Genomic DNA, 20037 nt, shown 5'->3' with positions numbered 1-20037 from the left:
CCGGGCCGTCCGCCGACCCGGTGAGCCCACCACGGACGGCGCCGCCTCCGGCGGGTGGGTGTTCGACCGGTCGGCCCGGTCGGCCCGGTCAGTCCGGTCGGCCCGGTCCGCCGAAGCCGTGGGCCGCTGCTGGTCGCGGGGCCGCCTGTTGGCGTGGCTGGCGGATCGATGAGCCGCTCCCCGTCCGGCTGTCCCCTCGGCCGGTTCCGCTGGACCGGGCGGGGGAGAGGGGCGGGCTCCACCGGCACGGCCGCTGCCGACCCGCCGGCCCCGTGCCCGGCCGCGCTCTCACCGCTCGTCGGCGCGGCTCCCGCCAACGGGAGCCGCGCCGAACGATTCACCGTCCCCGATGCCGCCGGCGCCGGGGTGTTCGCCGGGGGTCAGGGCGTGTAGACGGCGGGGCGGGGCGGGGTGGGCATGTTGCCACCGATGAAGAAGCCGGGGTGCGGGGGCTGGTTGTAGGCGGTGTTCTGCCAGGCGAGGGCGGTGCGGTACTGGGTGTCGTGGAGCAGTGTGGTGATGCGCGTGCTCGTCTGGTGGGGCGTGCTGTAGATGCGCAGGGCACGGTTGTCGGTGGTGGGCCAGATGACTTCCTCGCGCCAGTCGCCCAGGATGTCCCCGGACAGTGCGGGCGTCGACTTGGTGCCGTTGTTGGAGCGGACGCCGGAGCCGGTCAGCAGGCGGGTGTCACCGGACGTGCCGTACTTGTCGATGCGGGTGCCGTCGAGGAGCTCGCGGACCGTGTCGCCGTCCCACCACGACAGGAAGTTGACGCTGGACGGTTCCCGGCCCAGGGAAGCGCCGGTCGCGGAACGCAGGGTGGTGTCGGAGGCCGACCACGCCTCGGCACCCGGGCTGCCGGCGTAGACGTCGGCGGCGACGCCGCGGCCGTTGTCGGCGCCCGACGCCGTCTGCCACAGGATCTGGCCGGTGCGCGCGTCGGCCATCCAGGAACCGGGCTTCGAGGAGTCCTCGGACACCTTGAAGTACTCCAGGCCCGCCCGCGACGGGTTGAGGTCGCCGACGTGGCCGGCGTCGCCGTGGCCCAGCCTGGTCGTCCAGAGCCCCGCGCCGTTGTCGTCGACGGTCATCGCGCCGTAGACGATCTCGTCCTTGCCGTCGTTGTCGACGTCGGCGATCGACAGGCTGTGGTTGCCCTGGCCGTCGTAGCCCTTGCCGCTGTTGGTGGAGGAGTTGGTGTCGAAGGTCCAGCGGCGGGTGAACTGGCCGTTCCGCCAGTCCCAGGCGGCGACGACCGTGCGGGTGTAGTAGCCGCGGGCCATGATCAGGGACGGGCGGGAACCGTCCAGGTAGGCCGTGCCCGCCAGGAAGCGGTCGACGCGGTTGCCGTAGGAGTCGCCCCAGGAGGAGACCGTGCCGCGCGCGGGGACGTAGTCGACGCTCTGCATCGCCTTGCCCGTCTGCCCGTTGAACATGGTCAGGTACTCGGGGCCGGACAGGACGTAGCCGGAGGAGTTGCGGTGGTCGGCCGTGGAGCTGCCGATGACGGCGCCGGTGCCGTCCCGGGTGCCGTCGGCGGTCTTCATGGCGACCTCGGCCCTGCCGTCACCGTCGTAGTCGTACACCTGGAACTGCGTGTAGTGGGCGCCGGAGCGGATGTTGCGCCCGAGGTCGACGCGCCACAGCCGGGTGCCGTCCAGCCGTATGCCGTCGACGATCGTGTTGCCGGTGTAGCCGGACTGGGAGTTGTCCTTGGCGTTGGTCGGCTGCCACTTCAGGACCAGGTCGAGCCTGCCGTCGCCGTCGAGGTCGCCGGCACTGGCGTCGTTGGCCTCGTACGTGTACGCCACCCCGTCCGGGGTCGTGCCGCCGGCCGGTGGTGAGATCGGCACGTCCAGGTACCCGGGGCGGAACTGGAGCGCGTGCTCGGAGGAGGGCTGCTCGCTGCCGTTCACCACCGCGCGCACCGTGTAGTCGGCCGAGTCCGGGGCACCGGCGTCGAAGTAGTTGGTCGAGGCGGTGAGAGGCGAGGAGTTGAGCTTGGTACTGCCGCGGTAGACGTTGAACGCCACGTTGTCCGGGTCGGTGGCCAGCCACCGCCACGACACCAGATTGCCGCTGCTGGTGTGGACGCTGGTCAGCCCCCGGTCGAGGCGCTCCACCTGCCGCGCGGTCGCGGCGTGCGCGGTCTGCGGCAGCCCGGCGAGCGCGGTGACGGCCAGTGCGGCCGCGGCCGTGATGCAACTGACCAGCCGGTTCCCTGCTCTTCGGGAGCGTGGCGGGGTGCGGGTGAGCCGGTGTGCGTCGGTCACGATGACCTCCGATGTGTGGGGGTGTGAGTGAACGCGGTGTCCCTGGGGGCGGGAGTGGGGGGTGAGGGCTCACTCAGACGGGGGTGGGAACGTTCCCACGGGCCGTGAGCGTAGGGAGGCGCCGATGGGGCGTCAAGGATTCTGTCGGAGTTTGGTGTTCGGCCATGTTCGGGTCCGTGGTCTTGTCACCGCGTGGTGATTGACAGCCGGAAGGTCGGCCGGGAAACTGCGGAAAGCGCCCCGGCGCCCACGCGGGTACGGTCCCGGCCGTCCGGGTCCCGGAAGGTCGACCGAGGTGGTTCGGCCCGTGGTTGTGCACCCATGGGCCGCCTTGTTCTGTGAACGTACACAAAGACGGCCGGGCCGACCGCAGGGCGGTCCCCGCCCGGCTCGCTGACCCCGCCCACCGGTGCCGCCGCCCGGCGGCGCGTGCCGGGCGGCCTGCCGCGCCGTCCCGTGCCGAAGCCGGCATCGGACCGGGAGCCGTGCGGCGGGTGCCGCTCTCACGGGCCCCACCCGTCCTGGGCGGCGGAGGGGAGCGGACCGGCCGGTGCGGGCCGGCCCGCGCAGGGCGTGCCGTGGCGGTGCCCCCTCGTCGGGGGCGTGGTGCCCTCGCTCGACGCGCGGCCGAAGGCCCTGCCGGTTCCGTGTCCTCCCACGGCCGGGGGCGGCACGGGACCGTACGGCTGCACGGGACCGTACGTCCGTACGGCGCCCCACTACCGCGGGCAGCCCCCAACAGCCGGAATTCCCCTGGTCGGTGGTGGTGGCAGGCCGTGAGGGGAGGACCCGTAGGGTGCTTCCATGCCTGCTTCGTTGAGTTCCACGAAAACCACCGCCGCGCTGCGTACATCGGCGCGGGTCTCCGTCGAGTTGCTGCTGGTCCTCGTGACGGTCTCGGCGGCCCTGTGGCTTCTGGGGCGGATGTGGTCGGTCGTCTGGCCTCTCATAGTGGGCTTGTTCCTCACGACGCTGACCTGGCCCCTGGCCCGTTTCCTGCGCCGGCACGGGTGGCCCCCCGCCCTGGCCGCCTCGGTGGTCACCGTGGTGTTCCTGCTCGTGGCCGCGGGCATCGTGGCGCTGATCGCGGTGCCGGTGGCGTCACAGTCCGGCGAGTTGGCCGACGGCGTGGTGGAAGGCATCCAGAGGGTGCGCGAGTGGGCCGCCGGGCCGCCGCTGAACATCGGCGACGACCAGATCACCGGTGCTTTCGACACGGCCGTCGCCCGGGTCCAGGACAGCCTCGGCAGCATGGTCACCGCGGTGGTCACCGGGGTGAGCACCGTGGTCAACGGCGTGGTGACCGCCGTCCTGGCGCTCTTCCTGATGTTCTTCTTCCTCAAGGACGGCCCGAGGTTCCTGCCCTGGCTGACCCGTCAGCTCCCCGGGCGGCTGGCCACGGACGTTCCGGTCGTGGCCGCGCGCGGTTGGGAGACCCTCGGGGCGTTCGTACGTTCCCAGGCGTTCGTCGGGCTGCTCGACGCCGTCCTCATCGGCATCGGCCTGTGGGTCCTCAAGGTCCCGCTGGTGCTCCCGCTCGCGGTACTGACCTTCGTGTCCGCGTTCGTACCGATCGTGGGCGCGCTCTTCGCCGGTCTGGTCGCGGTGCTCATCGCCCTCGTCTCGAACGGCCCGACGGACGCGCTGATCGTGCTGGCGATCATCGTCGTGGTGCAGCAGCTCGAAGGCAACGTCTTCCAGCCCATGATCCAGAGCCGCGGGCTCGGCCTCCACGCCGCGGTGGTCCTCCTGGCGGTCACGCTGGGCGGCAGCCTGGCCGGCATCGTGGGCAGCCTGCTCGCGGTCCCGGCGGCCGCGTTGATCGCGGTGGTCTGGAACTACCTGCGCGAGCAGCTCAGCGAGCCGCGGCAGGAACCGGAGGGCGAGGAGTCGCACCCCGCTGAGGCCGTTCCGTCGTGACGTCCGGCCGGGCCGCGCCGCCCCGTCGGTTCGGTGGGCGGCACCGTGCGGACGGCCGGCGGGCAGGGGAGGCGGCCGAGCCGGTGCCCGCCGGCTCCGAGAAGGGGCCGGTGCCCGTCGGGACCCGCCGGCCCCAGTCGGCGCTGCGGTGTATCGCCGGGCCGCGCTTCACCCGGGGAACACCACGATGAGGCGGATGAGCGGGCCCGTCCGCACCAAGACGCGAGGTGTGGACGGGCCCGCTCGGGAACCGGGCCGCGGGGGTGACGGTCAGACGGTGGTCTTCACCCGCTCCTGGTCCTGGTGCTCCTCCGTGGTCTCACCGGCGTCGCGGCGGCGGACGAACTCCAGGAAGGAGTTCAGCTCGCGCTTGACGACGGGGGCGAGGAGGTACAGGCCGATGATGTTGATGACGGCGAGCGTGAACAGCACCGCGTCGGCCATGTCGATCAGGGTCTGCAGCGTCAGCAGCGAACCGGCGATCGCGAACAGGGTGTAGACGACCTTGTAGGTGACTTCGCTGGCCCGGCTGCGACCGAAGAGGTGCGTCCACGCCTTGAGGCCGTAGTAGCCCCAGGTGAGCACGGTCGAGATGGCGAACAGCAGCACCGCGACGGTGAGGATGTACGGGAACCAGGGCATGACGGTCGCGAAGGCGTCAGAGGTGATCGTGACGCCGCCGATGGACTCGCCCTGGCGGGCCTCGTTCCAACTGGCCGGGTTGGCGATGACGATGGTCAGCGCGGTCATGGTGCAGATGACGACCGTGTCGATGAACGGCTCCAGCAGGGCGACCAGGCCCTCGCTGGCGGGGTGCTTGGTCTTCACCGCGGAGTGGGCGATCGGGGCGGAGCCCAGACCGGCCTCGTTGGAGAACGCGGCCCGCTTGAAACCGATGATCAGCGCGCCGAGGACACCGCCGGCGACCCCCTCCGGAGCGAAGGCGCCCTCGACGATGGTGACGAGGGCGGCCGGCACCGCGGTGATGTGGACCAGGATGACGACGAGGCAGGCGGCGATGTAGATGCCGGCCATGGCCGGGACGAGCCTGCTGGTGACGTTGGCGATGGAGCGGATGCCGCCGAGCAGGACGACGCCGACGAGTGCGGCGACGAGGATGCCGAAGAACAGTGCGCCGGCGGAGGAGCCCATCAGGCCGTCCTCGCCTCCGGTGACGGAGACGAGCTGGGCGTAGGACTGGTTGACCTGGAAGAGGTTGCCGCCGAAGAGGCCGAAGAAGAGGACCATGGCGGAGGCCAGGACCGCGAGGACCTTGCCGAGCCTCTTGCCGCCGGCGCCGAAGCGGTCGGCCAGGCCCTTGGGCAGGTAGTGCATCGGGCCGCCGGAGACGGTGCCGTCGGCGTGCACCTCGCGGTACTTCACGCCGAGGGTGACCTCGACGAACTTGGTGGCCATGCCCAGCAGGCCGCACAGGATCATCCAGAAGGTGGCGCCGGGCCCGCCGATGGAGACGGCGACGGCCACACCGGCGATGTTGCCCAGTCCCACCGTGCCGGAGACGGCGGCGGTCAGCGCCTGGAAGTGGTTGACCTCACCGGCCGACCCCTCCTCGTCGTACTTGCCGCGCACCACGTCGATGGCCAGCTTGAACTTGCGGATCTGCACGAGCCCGAACCAGGCCGTGAAGACCAGGCCGGCGACGACGAGCCAGGCGACGATGAGCGGAAGCTCAGTCCCCGCGACGGGAACGGAATAGAAGACGACTTCCCCGAGCCAGGCGGCTATGGGCTCGAAGAGGCCGCTGACGGCTTCGTCGACGGACGTGGTGATGGAGTCGAGTGACACGGTGGCTACCTCGATGGCGCAGTACCGGCGCACAGGAGGGTGCGCCGGGAAGAAGTGCGGTCTTTGAGCGAACGCCGTTGTCCGATCGGCGACCCTGGGTGGCGTGCCCGCGGACTCGGACCGTGATCACCCTGGTCGTACAGCCGGTGTGTGTACCGGCACTCCGCTCGGCCGCGATGGGTGGTGCGACCTGCGGAGTTGCGCAGTTCTACCACGCCCGACCCCTACTGATGAGTGATGCAGATCACATTACTGTCGGTGGCATTCGAAAATGACAGCGAACGAAATAAGACCGTTATACGGCGAGGCGAGTCCGTTCATCGGACACCTATGTCCGTGAGGTGAGAGCGGTGGGCTGGAGGACGGCCCTGCGACCCTCGGGCGAGGTGAGTGGGGGCGCGGGGGGCTTCGCCCCTTTCCCGGTCGTTCGCCCTCCGGTGGCCCACCCGGCCCCGCGGCTGTCAGGGGCGGTGACGCGCCGGCCTGCCGGCCGGCTCCACCACTCCGCGACGCCTGCCGGAAGCGGGCGATCCGGCCTGCTCGTCACCGCGTCGCGGATCGGTCGGGCGGTGGGCGTCCTCATCTGGTGTCCTGTCGTCCCGAACCGTCGGTGGGCTGGTCACGGGCGCCGTCGGAGGGCGCGCGGTCCGCCCCGTCGTTGCGGGCGCCGCCGCCCTCGCGAGGCCCTGGACGACGCTGACGCTCCTGCTGGGTGAGGCGCCGTTGCCCTGCCCGGCGCCCGTCACCGGGCTCCTCGGACCCGCCGGCGCGGGCCCGGGACGCCGCCCGCCCGTAGGGAGCCGCGCCCGCAGCGAGGAGCGCCGGGCGCCGCGCCCTCCCGCATCCGGGCGGAACCGCGCCCGACCGGTGAGGGCGCGACGGCCGCGGCCGGTGGGGAGACGGCCCGCACGGGTGTGCCGGGTGCCGGCGCCCGCGTCCTCGGCCGAGGGGTCCACTGGGGGCGGCGGCCGTTCGACCCGTCGCACCGTTCGGCGTCCGGATGTCTATACACGCATCGGCGGCCGGTGTACGGTCTCGGACCAATGGGCTGTGGGAGCGCTCCCATGACTGGTTCCGCTTCCTATGAGGAGGAGTGCTTTGAAACGCTTTTTGGCCTTACTGGCGACCTGCGCGACGGCCCTGGGGCTCACGGCGCTGTCCAGCCCCCAGGCGGCGGCCGCCACCGGCTGCAAGGTCGACTACACGGTCACCAGCCAGTGGCAGGGCGGCTTCCAGGCCGGAGTGAAGATCACCAACCTGGGCGACCCCGTCAGCGGATGGACCCTCAAGTTCACCCTGCCGGACGCGGGGCAGAAGGTCGTCCAGGGTTGGAGCGGCACGTGGTCGCAGTCCGGCTCCACGGTCACCGCCGCCGGCGCCGACTGGAACCGCACGCTGGCCACCGGCGCGTCGACCGAGATGGGATTCGTGGGTTCCTTCACGGGCGCCAACCCCAAGCCCACGGCGTTCACGCTCAACGGCGTCGCCTGTACGGGATCCGTCGAAGAGCCCCCGCCCGGCCCGGGCCCCGGGCCGGACCCGGGTCCGAACGACGGCACCCCCGTCGGAATCAACGGCCAGCTCCACGTCTGCGGCGTGCACCTGTGCAACCAGTACAACCGCCCCATCCAGCTGCGGGGCATGAGCACGCACGGCATCCAGTGGTTCAGCCGGTGCTACAACAACGCGTCGCTGGACGCGCTGGCGAAGGACTGGAAGTCCGACCTGCTGCGCATCGCCATGTACGTGCAGGAGAGCGGCTACGAGACCGACCCGGCGGGCTTCACCAGCCGCGTGAACAACCTCGTCGACATGGCCGAGGCCCGCGGCATGTACGCGGTGATCGACTTCCACACGCTGACGCCGGGCGACCCGAACTACAACCTCGACCGCGCGAAGACGTTCTTCGCGTCCGTCGCCGCCCGCAACGCCGGCAAGAAGAACGTGATCTACGAGATCGCCAACGAGCCCAACGGCGTGAGCTGGGCGGCCGTCAAGAGCTACGCCGAGCAGGTCATCCCGGTGATCCGGGCCGCCGACCCGGACGCCGTGGTCATCGTCGGCACCCGCGGCTGGTCCTCGCTGGGCGTCTCGGACGGCTCCAACGAGAGCGAGGTCATCAACAACCCCGTCAACGCCACCAACATCATGTACGCGTTCCACTTCTACGCCGCGAGCCACAAGGACACCTATCGCGCCGCGCTGAGCCGCGCGGCTTCGAAACTGCCGCTCTTCGTCAGCGAGTTCGGCACGGTGACCGCCACCGGCGGCGGAACGATGGACCGGGCGAGCACCACGGCGTGGCTGGACCTGCTCGACCAGTTGAAGATCGGTTACGCGAACTGGACCTACTCCGACGCGCCCGAGAGCAGCGCGGCGTTCCGGCCCGGTACCTGCGGCGGCAGCGACTACAGCAGCAGCGGCGTGCTGAACGAATCGGGGTCCCTGCTCAAGGCCCGGATCAGCACCCCTGACAACTTCCCCGTCAACTGACCGCCGACGGGGTTCCGGCCCGGCCGGAGCCCCGTCACCACCCCCGTCCGCGACCGCGCGCCGGGCACCGCACACCGGGTGCCCGGCGCGCGGTGCGCCGTCCCGGCGGCCGGCCGCGCACGCCGCCCGAACGGACGCCCCCTCATGGGAAGCGGCGGGTCCACGCGGACGAAAGCCCCGTCGGCCGGCGGCCGACGGGGCTGCGGTGGCGGAGCTCAGCCGTGTCAGGCGTGCCGCCGGGCCCACATGGGGCTGACGAAGGAGATGAGGAGAGCGGCGACGCCCACCTGGAAGATGTGACGGATCCAGTCGATGCCACCCGTGTCGCGCACACCGAAAGCAGAGGCGAGCGCGTTTCCCACGACGGCGCCGACGATACCGAGGACGACCGTCAGCCACAGGGGGATGGGCTGCCGTCCGGGGAGGACGAGCTTCGCCACAAGACCGATGATCAGACCCGCGATGATGGCCCAGAGAAACGACACGGTGGCTCCTTCCGTTCTTGCCCGACCTTCGGGTACCACCCCGCGTGCCCGCGTGTCGCCGCCGTAAGCATCCGCCGTCGCGGACTTCCTGCCCCGGCCGTGCCCGCGCCGTCGCCACGGAGGGCCGCGCCGCTTCACCCGGAGGGGGGCAGGTCCCCCGACCGGGGCTTCGGCATCATGGCCCGGGCGCCACCGGCACCGGAGCGCCGTCCGGCGGGGTGGGCGCCGTACCAGTCCAGGCACAGGACGGTGGCGTCGTCCCTCAAACTGCCCCCGCAGGCGTCGTGGACGGCGGTGACGAGGGCCCGGACGGTCTCGCGCGGGTGGAGGAGACGGGTGTCGTGGATGAGCCCGATCAGGTCCGCGTCGGCCGCGGCGCGTTCCTGCATGCCGTCGGTGAGCAGGACCAGCCGGTCGTACGGACGCAGGGAGAACCGCTGGACCAGGTGGGCGTGGGGGGAGGGGACGCCGAAGGGGAGGTTGGCGTGCAGGGGGAGCTCCTCCACGGTGCCGTCGCGCAGCAACAGGGGCCGCGGGTGACCGGCGTTGACCAGTTGGACGGAGCCCTCGTCGAGGGAGATGCGCAGCAACTGGCCGGTGGCCAGGCCCCGGTCGTGGTCGAGGAGGGCCTGGTGCGCCCGGCGGGCCTGCTCCGCGATGTCGCAACCCGTGCGCCGGGCACCGCGCAGCGCGCCCAGCAGGAGGGTGGCCAGCAACGCGGAGTCGGTGTCGTGCCCCATGGCGTCGGTGATGGACAGGTGCAGCGTGTCCTGGTCGACGGCGTAGTCGTACGTGTCGCCGCCGATGTCGTCGGCGGGCACGAGCCCCCCGGCCACGGAGAACTGGGCGGCCTCGCAGCACGAGGCGGAAGGCAGCAGGTGGTGCTGGATCTCGGCGGCCAGGCTCATCGGTGTGGTGCGCCGGCCGCAGTGGTAGAGGTCGGTGAAGCGCCGGTCGGTGACGATGATGTACGCCAACGCGTGCGCCGCCTCGCCCACTTGCCGCAGCACCCTCTCGTCGACGTGGGGCAGCGTCATCTCCAGCACGCCGACGCAGTCGCCGCGGTTGGTGACGGGCGCGACCACCCGGTGGCCACCCTCCCCGTCGGCCTCCACGTGCAGGCGCTGGGATCTCAGGACCTTCTCGTACAGGCTGTCCCGCAGGACGGTGCGCGTCGTCCCGCAGCCGTCCGCCGTGCCGTCCGCCGTGGCGAGCCGTACGAGCCCCTCCCCGATGAGGTCGACGAACAGGAACGACACGCAGGCCGCTCCGAACCGCTTCTGCAGGTTTCGTGCCACGACCTCCACGGAATCCACCGGGGAGGCGTTCTCCGCCTCCGCCAGGACGTCTTCCAACCCCAGCGTGTCACCATCCACGGCAGCCTCCCTCGGTTGCTGCTTCTTGTGCCCGGGCTTTCCGCGCTCTCACCTGGCAGCCGGTCACAGAGAGTGCCCTCCCGGTGCCCGAGGGGGCAAGGCCGACGCGGCCGACCACGCGGGGTCCGTACGCCGCCGGGCACCGAAGGGGGACCGGCACCCGGCGGCGTACGCGCGTCGGAACGGCAGGCGCCCGGCGCCGGTACGCACGTCGGTACGGGGGCGCCCGCGGGCCCGTGGACGGTGGGGTCCGGCGGGGCCACGGGCCTTTCCGGCACCGCCCCGCCGCCGGGGCGGCGCCGGGATCAGCCGGCGGAGTCCGTACGCACCGTGAGCAGCCCGTGGTCGGCGATCGCGGCCAGGGAGAGCGTCCTGTACCCCATCGAGTCGAACAGGACGGTGATCCGGTCCCCCTCCTCGCTCATCACCGTGCCGTCCCCCCACTCGCGGTGCCGGACCCGTGTCCCCGTGGGGTACGAGGCGGCCGCGGGGTGTGCGGGCGGGGCGTCGCCCGGGGCCGTCACGCCTTCGGCGGCCGTGCCGCCGGCGGGGTCGGCCGAGTCGGCGGAGTCGGCGCGGCACGCGTCGCACCGGCCGCAGGGCGGCTCGTACGCCTCGCCGAAGTAACCGAGCAGGAAGCGGCGGCGGCAGCCCGGCGTCTCGGCGTACGCCCGCACCATGTCCAGCCGCGACTCCTCCAGCCTCCTGCGTGCCTCCGCCGCCCCCGCCGCCCGCTCGGCGGCGTCGTCGGCCGTCATGCCGGGCAGGGCGCGCACCTCCCCGTCGTCGTCGGTGCGCACCGCGCCGGCCTGCTCCAGCAGGTTGGTGGCGGCCGTCACCCGGCGGCGCGGCAGGTCGGTCTCCGCGCCGAGCTCGTCCAGCCCCACGGGGCCCTCCCGGTCGTGGACGGCCTCCGCGACCTCGCCGAGGGTCTCCTCGTCGGGGGTGCGCGCGGCGAACAGGCGTTGCAGGCCGCTGTCCTCCGGCCGGTAGTGGAGGACCGCCAACGCCGGTTCGCCGTCGCGCCCCGCCCGCCCGATCTCCTGGTAGTAGGCGTCCAGGGAGCCGGGCAGGGACGCGTGCAGCACGAACCGCACGTCCTCCTTGTCGATGCCCATGCCGAAGGCCGAGGTGGCGACGACGACGTCGGCGCGTCCGGCGAGGAAGGCCTCGTGCACCCGGGACCGCTCCCCGGCGGGCAGCCCCGCGTGGTAGGCCGCGGCCGACAGGCCCAGCCCGGCGAGCTCGGCCGCGTAGCCCTCGGCGTCCCTGCGGGTAGCGGCGTACACGATGCCGGGCTTGGGTTCCGCCGCCGCGCGCTCCACCACCGCCCGGCGCTTGTCCGCGTCCTCTGTGAAGCGGCGGACCTCCAAGGTGATGTTCGGCCGGTCGAACCCGGCCGCGACCAGTACGGGATCCTCCATGCCCAGCCGCCGCGCGATCTCCTCGCGCACGGGAGGGGCGGCGGTGGCCGTCAGGGCGAGGACGGGCGGCCTGCCCACCCGCCGCACGGCGGGTGCCAGGCGCAGGTAGTCCGGGCGGAAGTCATGGCCCCAGGCGGCGACGCACTGCGCCTCGTCGACCACGAAAAGAGAGGGAGCCGCCCGAGCCAGACGCTCGACCACCTCGTCCTTCGCCAGTTGCTCGGGGGAGAGGAACAGGTACTCGGCGTCCCCGTGCCGCACCGCCTCCCAGGCCGCCGCCGTCTCCCCGGATCCCTGCGCCGAGTTGACGGCCACGGCGGCCGGGCCGCCGTGGTCCGGCAGTCCGGCGATCTGGTCCCGCTGCAGGGCGATGAGCGGGGAGACCACGACGGTCGGCCCGGGCAGCGCGACCCCGGCCACCTGGTACACCGCCGACTTGCCCGCGCCGGTCGGCATGACCACGAGCGTGTCGCGACCCGCCAAGACCGCTTCCATGGCGGTCAGCTGCCCCGGCCTCAGGGTGTCCCAGCCGAACACGTCGGCGGCGGTCCGGGCCAGCAGGCCCGCGGCGTCCTCCGCGTCTTTTCCGATCATGGTCGCCTCCTCGTCGCTCCGGCGGCGCGGGCGCCCCAGGGCCCTTTGTCGCCCGCCGGGCCGCTTCCCGGGCCGCTTTCCGGGCCGTCTCCCGGGCCCGTCCGTCCCGGGGTGTCTTCTGGGCCGTCCGTCCCGGGCCCGTCTGCCCCGGGTCGCTTTCCGGGCCGTCCGCCCCGCCCGTACGGGGCGGGGCGCGCCGCAGGCGGCCGGTCATCCGCGACGCCTCCGCCCCGGTGAGACCGTCCGGGGCCCTCACCCGCCCCTCGGGCCGGGGCGCGCGGACGGATCGGCGACGGATCGGTGGCGGGCTCGCCGCCGGCCACCCGGTCCTCCGCGTCCCCGCGCGGGCCCTCTTCGCTCCTGGTGTCCGACTACCCCGCTTTCGCCGGCCGTCCCCACCGGGGCCGCCCTCTGGGGCCGGGCGGCCCGTGGCGTGGGGGGCCCGCGCGGAGCCGTCGACACCCGGCAGCAAGGCTGCCCGTGCCCGCGCCCGTTCGGCGCGGCGGTTGCTGCGGAGCCCGGCTTCCGGACGACCGGGGGCTCGGCTTCGTCCCGCCCCGGACGTGTCGCCCGGGGCCCTCCGGGCGGGGCCGTCCGAGCAGTCGGGCCCGCGGGAGGGGCCGGGGGAGGCCCGGTACGGTCACGACGCCGTACCGGCCGCGGAAAGAGCATTGGTGTGCCGCGATGACAGGCGCCAGGAGACGCGTCCCCCGCGGTGCTGATGTTCCCGTGCTCCCTCATGATCGGAAGCGGGCACCGCGGCACACTTACTCTGTCTCCTCGGAGCAACCGCGTAAACCCCGGGGAACGCGGCCGGGCCCAAGGGGCTCGGCGGCTCGTGCGGCGAAGCCGGGCCTCCGGCGTCCCCCTCCGGCACCCACCGGGACGGCCTTCATGCCCCTTCCGGTCCTTCCGCGCCGCCGACCTGCCCGCCCGCCCGGCGGCGGTCTCCTCCCGCGCTCCCAGGCCCGCCCTTCCGCCCGTCCGCCCCGTCCGGCCGCGGGCGGGGGAGTGGTGCTCCGGGGCCGCGGGCGTGGTCCGGGGGAGGCTCACTCGTCCGGACGGTACCGATGGCCGATCGGGAGGCGCGTGGCCAGGCCGGCGGGAGCGGGCGGTGCCGCGCGCGGACGAGGCCGTCAGGAGGCCGGGAGGCGGATGGCTGTGGTCGGGCAGGGCCGTGCCGGTGTGACGGGGCCCTCCCGCCCTCGGCACGGCCCCCTGCCCGGGCCGGCACCGTGGCACCGGCCACAGCGCCCCGGCCCGTGCCGGCGCCCCACCCGTCGGACGCCCCGCCCGTCGGACGTCCCGCCGGTTCCGCCGTGCGCGGCGTCGGACACGCCCCGCTGATCCCGCCGTGCGCCGCCGGGGGCCCGGCCACGCCCCGCACGTCGCTCGCACCCCGAGTCCGGCACACCGCGGCCCACGTGAGTGAAGGAGGGACATGGCCCACGCCAGCGTTCCGGAGACCCCCCAGGCGATCAAGAACGTCGACTTCCCGGCCGGCAAGGACGACCTCATCGGCGCCGCCCGCCGGTCGGGAGCCTCCGACGAGGTCATCAAGGCCCTGCGCGGGATCCCGCCCGAGGAGCACACCAACCGCGACGACGTGGCCCACTCCGTACGCGTCGACGCCGACAGCGACCGGTACACGACCCCCGCCACCGAGGCGGAGCAAGCCCGGAAAGGCGGCAAACCCGGTCCGGCCCAGGACCTCCGCGAGGTCCCCGAGCCGCCCGTCCAGGAGGAGCTCGACCAGGAGGAGCAGCCGGGACCGGGAACCCCGGCGTTCACCGTCCCGGCCGGCCGCGCGAGTACGCTGGCCGCCTACGCGAGGAGGGGTGCGTGGCGAAAGTCGTCTTCGTGCACGGTGTCGGGAAGCAGTACCTCAGCGAGGACTCACTCGCCCGGGACACCGTCCCCGAACTCCTGGGCGGCGTCCGGCTCGCCGGCGGCCCCGTACCCGAACCCGCCGACGTCGCCGTCGCGTTCTACGGCGACCTCTTCCGCCCCCGCGCCACCCGCGGGGGCGACACACCCGACTACGACGCCGCGGACGTCGAGGCGGACGACGAGTTCGAGCTCCTGATGGAGTGGTGGGCCGAGGCCGCCCGCACGGACCCCGGCGTCCCGCCGCCGGACGCGCCCGGTACGCGCGGAGCCGCCGGGCGGGCGCTCTCCCGGTCGCTGCGGATCAGGCGGGTGCGGGCGGCCCTGGACGCGCTCACCGGCGCCTCGTTCCTCCGCGGCGTCCTCGACAAGGCGCTCATCGCCGACCTGAAGCAGCTCACCGGCTACTTCGGCGACGAGGACGTGCGCCGGGAGGCCCGCGGGCGCCTCGCCGCGCACATCGACGCCGACACGCGCGTGGTCGTCGCCCACTCGCTGGGCTCGGTCGTCGCCTACGAGACGCTGTGCGGGGAGGCCCGCCCCGACTGGGACGTCCACATGCTCGTCACCCTCGGCTCGCCCCTCGGCATGGGAGCCCTCGTACTGGACCGCCTCCGCCCCCCGGCGGAGAACCGCAGGGCGCGGTGGCCCCGGCCCCTGCGCGCCTGGACCAACATCGCCGACGACACCGACATCGTGGCCGTCGTACGGGAACTGCGGCCGGCCTTCGGGCCGCGCGTGACCGACGTGCCCGTGCGCAACGGCGCCCACGTGCACGACGCGGTCCGCTACCTCACGGCCGAGGAGACGGGGCGCGCCGTCCTGGCGGGCCTGGGGCGGGAGGACGTGCCCGCCTGATGCGGTACCTGATAGCCGCGGGCACCTCCGCGTACCGTCCCGACTCCGGGCTCGCCGACCTGGACCAGGCACTCCGCGACGTGGAACGCATGACGGAGTTCCTCACCTCGCCCGCCATGGGCTACACGCGGGTGCTCACGGACGTGTCGGAGAACCCCACGGCCGCCGACCTCGAGGACGCCGTGGCCGAGTGGTGCGCGCACGCCCCGCTCACCCCCGACGACGTGGTCGTCCTCTACTACGCGGGCCACGGCGACCGCCCCACCCCGGGCGGCCCCTACCGGCTCGCCTGCGCCGACAGCCGCGAAGGACGCCCCCGGTCCTGGCTGTCGCCGCAGAACCTCGCGGAGACCCTGGCCGCCTCCCCCGTCCGCAACGTGCTCTTCGTCATCGACGCCTGCCACGCGGCCCTCGGCGGCGCCGAGGTCCAGTCCGTCACCGACGGCATCGTCGCCGCCCGCCCGCGCGGCGACACCAACGGGGCCGGCACCTGGGTCCTCGCCTCCGCCCGCCACCGCGACCTCGCCGACGACGGCGCCTTCGTCACCCGCCTCGCGGAGGTCTGCGGAAGGGGAGACGGGCCGTCGCAGCGCTACCTCGCGCCGTCGGCGGTGGCGACGAGGATCAGCGAGGCGTTCGCCGCCGACGGCCGCCGGCAGCGGGCGGCCTGCTCCGCGACGAACCAGACGGAGCTGCCGCCGTTCTTCCCCAACCCCCGCCACGACCCGGCCGCGGAACTCCGCGGCGACGGCCGCGCGCAGGGCGACACCACCGACCTCTCCACCCACTTCGACCCCCGCGGCCGGGGCGTGGAACACGTCCACGACCCGGGCTCCTACTTCACCGGACGGCGCAACGCCCTCTCCTCCCTGCGGGCCCACCTGGAGGGCCCCGGCGGACGCGGCGCCCTGGTCGTCACGGCCGCACCCGGATCCGGCAAGTCGGCCGTGCTGGGCCGGGTCGTCCTCGACGGCGGCTGCGACGTCTCCGTCAACGCCCGCCACCAGACGCTGGAGACCCTGGTCGACCGGCTCGCCGCCGGCGCCGACGTCCGGGCGGCCCACCCCGCGGCGCTGCTGACGGCGCTCGCCGAGCGCCGCACGCCGTTCCGCGTCGTCGTCGACTCGCTCGACGAGGCCGGGCCGGCCGGCGACAAGGCCGAGGCCCGCCGGATCGCCTGGGACCTGCTGCGCCCCCTCGGCGCGGTGCCCTGCGTACGCCTCGTCGTCGGCTCGCGCCGGGAACTCCTCGCGCACCTCGGCGAACACGCCCGCCGCGTCGACCTCGACAGCCCGTGGTACGCGGCGGACACCGACGCGGCCGAGTACGTCCGCCGCGTCCTCACCGACACCGGCTCCCCGTACGCCGACCGGCCCGCCGAGGCGCACGTGATCGCCCGGGAGGTGGCCCGACGGGCGGGCCCCTGCTTCCTCGTGGCGCGGATGACCGCCAGCGCGCTGCTGCGCGGCGAACCCCTCGACACGACCGTCCCCGGCTGGGCCGAGACCCTCCCGTCCGACGTGGGCGGGGCCTTCGAGGCGTACCTGCGCCGCCTGCCGCGCGCCCGGCACGCGACGGCGATGGCCCTGCTCACCGCGCTGGCCTTCGGAGAGGGCCACGGCCTGCCCCGCCGGGTCTGGGTCAGGGTGGCGGCCCGCCTCTCCGGCCTCGCGCTGCGGGAGGCGGACATCGACGAACTGGTCGAGGAGGACGGCTCGTACCTCACCGCGGTCGAGATTGCCGGGGCCAGGCACTTCCGCCTCTACCACCAGTTGCTCACCGACCACCTCCGCCAGCGCGTCCTGGCCCACCGTGACCTGCGCGACCTGCAGGAGTGCTTCGTCGACGTCCTCCTGGAACTCACCCCCGCCCGAGAGTGGGCGCGGGCCCTGCCCTACGTACGCGGGCACCTGGCCACCCACGCGGCGGCGGCCGGATCGATCCGCGCCCTCGTCGCGGACCCGGCGTTCCTCCTCGCCGCCGACCCGGCCGGGCTCCTCCCCGCCGTGCGGCACGCGTCGTGCGACCCGGTGCTCGCCATGGCGGTCGAGCGCTGCGCGGACGTGCTGGGGACTTCGGCGCCCCCGGGCTACGACCGGGCGGCCCGCCTCGCCTTCGCGGCCGAGGCCCACGGGGCGCACGACCTGGCCCGGAGCGCGGAGGAACTCTCCCCGTCGGTGCGGCGCGTACGCGTGGAGGCCCGCCCGGTGACGCCCCACCGGATCGTGGGGCGGTACGACGGCGGGACCTACTCGACGACCTCGGTGACGCGCGGATGGGTCATGGACGACATGACGCTGCCCGACGGGACCCGTGTCGTGCTCGCCGCGGAGACCGACACGCCGGAGGTCCACGTGTGGCCGGTCGACGATCCGGCGCGTGCCACCGTGCTGCCGCACCCGGCCGCCGTCAGGGCGCTCAAAGTGCCGCGCGCCGTGCCCGGCCGGGCCCTGGCCGTCACGCTCGACGCCGCCGGCGGCCTGCGCCTGTGGGACGTCGTGGACCAGACCGTCGCACGGGTCCTCGGAAACGGGTACGACGCGCTCCTGGACGCGGGGCGCCTCGCGGACGGCGCCCCCGCGGTCGTGTGCCGCGACAAGGGCGGCGTGGTGGTCCTGGACCTCACGGGCCGGACCGTCCTGCGCGTCCCCGTCGACCGGGCGGTCGCCGCCTTCCTGGTGTACGGCGAGGGCGACGGGACCCACCTGGTCGTGGTCGGTGAAGCCGGTGGAACGGTGACCCGGTACCCGCTCGGGGGCGCGTCGGGTCCGAGGACCCTCCTGGAGGGCCTGCGGGAGCCCCGTCTCCTGGCGCGTGCCCCGGTCCGCTCCGGCTCCCCCGTGGTGGCCCTCCTGGAACTGGAAGAGGAGGACGAGGACGCCGCCGCCCGCCGGGTCACGCTGCTCGACTGCGTGTCGGGCGCCGCCTCCGCCGTGGTGACGCCCGACGTCTCGTGGGGCGGCGGCCACCGCTTCGTCCAGCACTCCGCGCACGGCAGCGTGCTCCTCCTGCGGACGCAGGGGGCGCTGGAGACGCACTCCATCGGGTCCGGCCGCATCGCGACGACGTCGATGGGCGGCTGGCACGACATCACCCCGCTGCCGGAGGACCACGGAGGGCGCGTCTACGCCTTCACCGACAACATGACGGGCGAGGTGACGCTCTGGGACTGCACGGACGGCAGGGCCGTGGCCACGCTGCAGGTGCACGAGAGCGCGGTGTGCGGCCTGCACGTGCTCGGGTCGTCGGTGAGCGGCGCGCCCGAGGTCCTGACCGTCGGCAACGACGGAACGGCGCGGTTCTGGCAGTGCCGCCTCGATGAACTGCGCGCCGCGGGCCGCGACGAGCGGGCCGAGGAGAGGGGGCTGGCGACGGCCAGCACGGAACTGGTCCGCGGCTGGGCCGCACGCCCCCACGATCTCGTGGTCGCTTCCTGGAGCGGCCTCCGCCTCGCGGACTGGTCCGCGCTGGACCGGTCCGGACCGGCGTACGCCCCCCTCGTGCCGGCCCCGTTGCCGGAGAGCCACAAGCCGCGGGACGCCCACCTCGCCGAGGACGCGACGGGGACGATCCACGCGTTGACGAGGAGGGACGTCTCCCTGGGGGAACACGCGGAGGACTGGCGGGGGTTCAAGGTCACCTTCGAGTGGCAGCGACTCCACGGGGACGGGAGGGTCGACCACATCCGCCCGGACCCCCTCGCCGCGGTGCCGTCGGGCACGGACTGCCATCTGATCCCGCCGTCGACCGCGCCCCACACCCCCCGCGTGGTCGGGTACGACCCCCTCCACGCCCACCTCCTCACCGTCGACCCCTCCGGCGACGCCCACCGGGACGACGCCCCGTGGGCCATGGACCCCGCGACCATGACCGTGTGTTCTACCGGCTTCACCGACCAAGCGGGCCGCGCCGTCCTCATGGTCGCCGTACGGCAGTTGCTGAAGGGCGACTTCACGCTCGACCACCGCTATGTGGAACACGACCCGGACGCGGCGGACGCGCCCGCGCGCGGATACCTCTGGGACGCGGGCGCCCGCCGGCTCCTCGACCCCGCGCCGAGGGAACTGCCCGCGGGGCTGTCGACGCTGGTCCCGCACCACGGCGGGGCCGGTACCCGCTTCGTCGCCCTCGACGGTCGCGTGGGCGACGCCTCCGTGCTCGACCTCCGGGAGGGGCGCGTCCACACCGTTCACAGCGGATCGGACACCGGCCGGAAGAAGCCCCTGTCCTTCAGGAGCCTGGCCCCCGGCCACGGTCACCTCCTCCGCTGGGCCGACCTGCCCGACGGCGGCCCCCTCCTGGTCCACCTGGACGGGGCAGGCGTCGACGACACCGTCCTCAGCCGGGTCGTCGTCTGGGACTCCGCCGATCCCGACGCCCCCGCCCGCCCCCTGCCCGTCCCCGCGCGCAGGCTGCTGTGGACGGGGTTCGCGCCCGGCGGGGACGCGCTGCTGGCGATCAGCGACGAGCAGGGGGTCGGCCTGTTCCACCTGCCGAGCCTGGAACGGGTGTGGTCGGCCCCCGTCCCCGCGCTGGTCACCTCCCTCACCGCCCGGCCCGGCAGCCCTCACCTCGACCTCGCCGTGGCGACCCAGCAGGGCGTCGTACTGATGCGTCCCCGGTTCGAACCCGCCTGGGAGACGCGGCTGCTGCGCCCGGCGGACGCCTGAGCCGCGCGGCCCCACTCGTCGAGGAGGGACGCCCGCCGAGGAACGGCGCCCGTCAAGGAGCGGCGCCCGTCGAGGGGAGCGCCCGTCGAGGGGGCGCCCGTGCCGCCCGCACGGGCAACGGCGCGGCGACCGGTGCCGGCCGGTGCCGCCGACCGGAGGCGGACGGCAGCCACTTCCCGGCACCGGACCCCCACGATCCGGACAGCGTGGGAGGATGACGGTCGAACAGGGCTACAGGGCGTGAAACACGG

At 74.0% G+C, this 20037-nt stretch carries 9 protein-coding genes and 1 pseudogene; 5 read left to right on the top strand and 5 right to left on the bottom strand.

Going from position 1 to position 20037, the window contains the following annotated elements; translation table 11 throughout:
- Positions 1 to 380 precede the first annotated feature (380 nt).
- Positions 381 to 2201 (bottom strand): rhamnogalacturonan lyase, encoded by a 1821-nt coding sequence (locus RND61_RS18515; protein ID WP_315879139.1) that lies wholly within the window; start codon positions 2199 to 2201, stop codon positions 381 to 383.
- An 876-nt stretch (positions 2202 to 3077) separates the two neighbouring features.
- On the opposite strand from RND61_RS18515, the gene RND61_RS18510 reads away from it, so the two are divergent.
- Positions 3078 to 4193, top strand: coding sequence for an AI-2E family transporter (locus tag RND61_RS18510; protein ID WP_315879095.1), 1116 nt, complete (start codon positions 3078 to 3080; stop codon positions 4191 to 4193).
- A gap of 270 nt (positions 4194 to 4463) precedes the next feature.
- Here RND61_RS18510 and RND61_RS18505 read toward each other — a convergent pair whose 3' ends face one another.
- A complete protein-coding gene (locus tag RND61_RS18505) occupies positions 4464 to 5999 on the bottom strand; it encodes an alanine/glycine:cation symporter family protein (protein ID WP_315879094.1) in 1536 nt (511 codons plus the stop codon).
- 1098 nt (positions 6000 to 7097) lie between these two features.
- Here RND61_RS18505 and RND61_RS18500 point away from each other — a divergent pair.
- On the top strand, positions 7098 to 8492 hold the full coding sequence (locus tag RND61_RS18500) for a cellulase family glycosylhydrolase (protein ID WP_315879093.1): 1395 nt from the start codon (positions 7098 to 7100) through the stop codon (positions 8490 to 8492).
- A gap of 224 nt (positions 8493 to 8716) precedes the next feature.
- On the opposite strand, the gene RND61_RS18495 is transcribed toward RND61_RS18500, so the two are convergent.
- From RND61_RS18495 to RND61_RS18485, 3 genes are all read right to left on the bottom strand, one after another.
- A complete protein-coding gene (locus RND61_RS18495) occupies positions 8717 to 8977 on the bottom strand; it encodes a GlsB/YeaQ/YmgE family stress response membrane protein (RefSeq protein WP_315879092.1) in 261 nt (86 codons plus the stop codon).
- A gap of 134 nt (positions 8978 to 9111) precedes the next feature.
- Positions 9112 to 10353 (bottom strand): PP2C family protein-serine/threonine phosphatase, encoded by a 1242-nt coding sequence (locus tag RND61_RS18490; RefSeq protein WP_315879091.1) that lies wholly within the window; start codon positions 10351 to 10353, stop codon positions 9112 to 9114.
- Positions 10354 to 10658: 305 nt separating this feature from the next.
- Complete coding sequence (locus RND61_RS18485) at positions 10659 to 12371, bottom strand: RecQ family ATP-dependent DNA helicase (protein ID WP_315879090.1); 1713 nt, start codon at positions 12369 to 12371, stop codon at positions 10659 to 10661.
- A gap of 1441 nt (positions 12372 to 13812) precedes the next feature.
- Here RND61_RS18485 and RND61_RS18480 point away from each other — a divergent pair.
- The 3 genes and pseudogenes from RND61_RS18480 to RND61_RS18470 all read left to right on the top strand — a co-directional run.
- Positions 13813 to 13971: pseudogene (locus RND61_RS18480) on the top strand (DUF2795 domain-containing protein); the annotation flags it as partial.
- Between the two features lie 242 nt (positions 13972 to 14213).
- Entirely contained in the window at positions 14214 to 15116 is a 903-nt protein-coding gene (locus RND61_RS18475; protein WP_315879089.1) for a hypothetical protein, read from the top strand.
- A complete protein-coding gene (locus RND61_RS18470; protein ID WP_315879088.1) occupies positions 15116 to 19786 on the top strand; it encodes a caspase family protein in 4671 nt (1556 codons plus the stop codon). Before RND61_RS18475 ends, RND61_RS18470 begins: the two co-directional genes overlap by 1 nt.
- Positions 19787 to 20037: the final 251 nt, after the last annotated feature.

The sequence above is a fragment of the Streptomyces tamarix genome, assembly GCF_032423885.1.
GTDB lineage: Bacteria > Actinomycetota > Actinomycetes > Streptomycetales > Streptomycetaceae > Streptomyces > Streptomyces tamarix.
The sequence above is the reverse complement of the archived record's forward strand: the minus strand, read 5'-3'. Positions and strand labels throughout refer to the sequence as shown.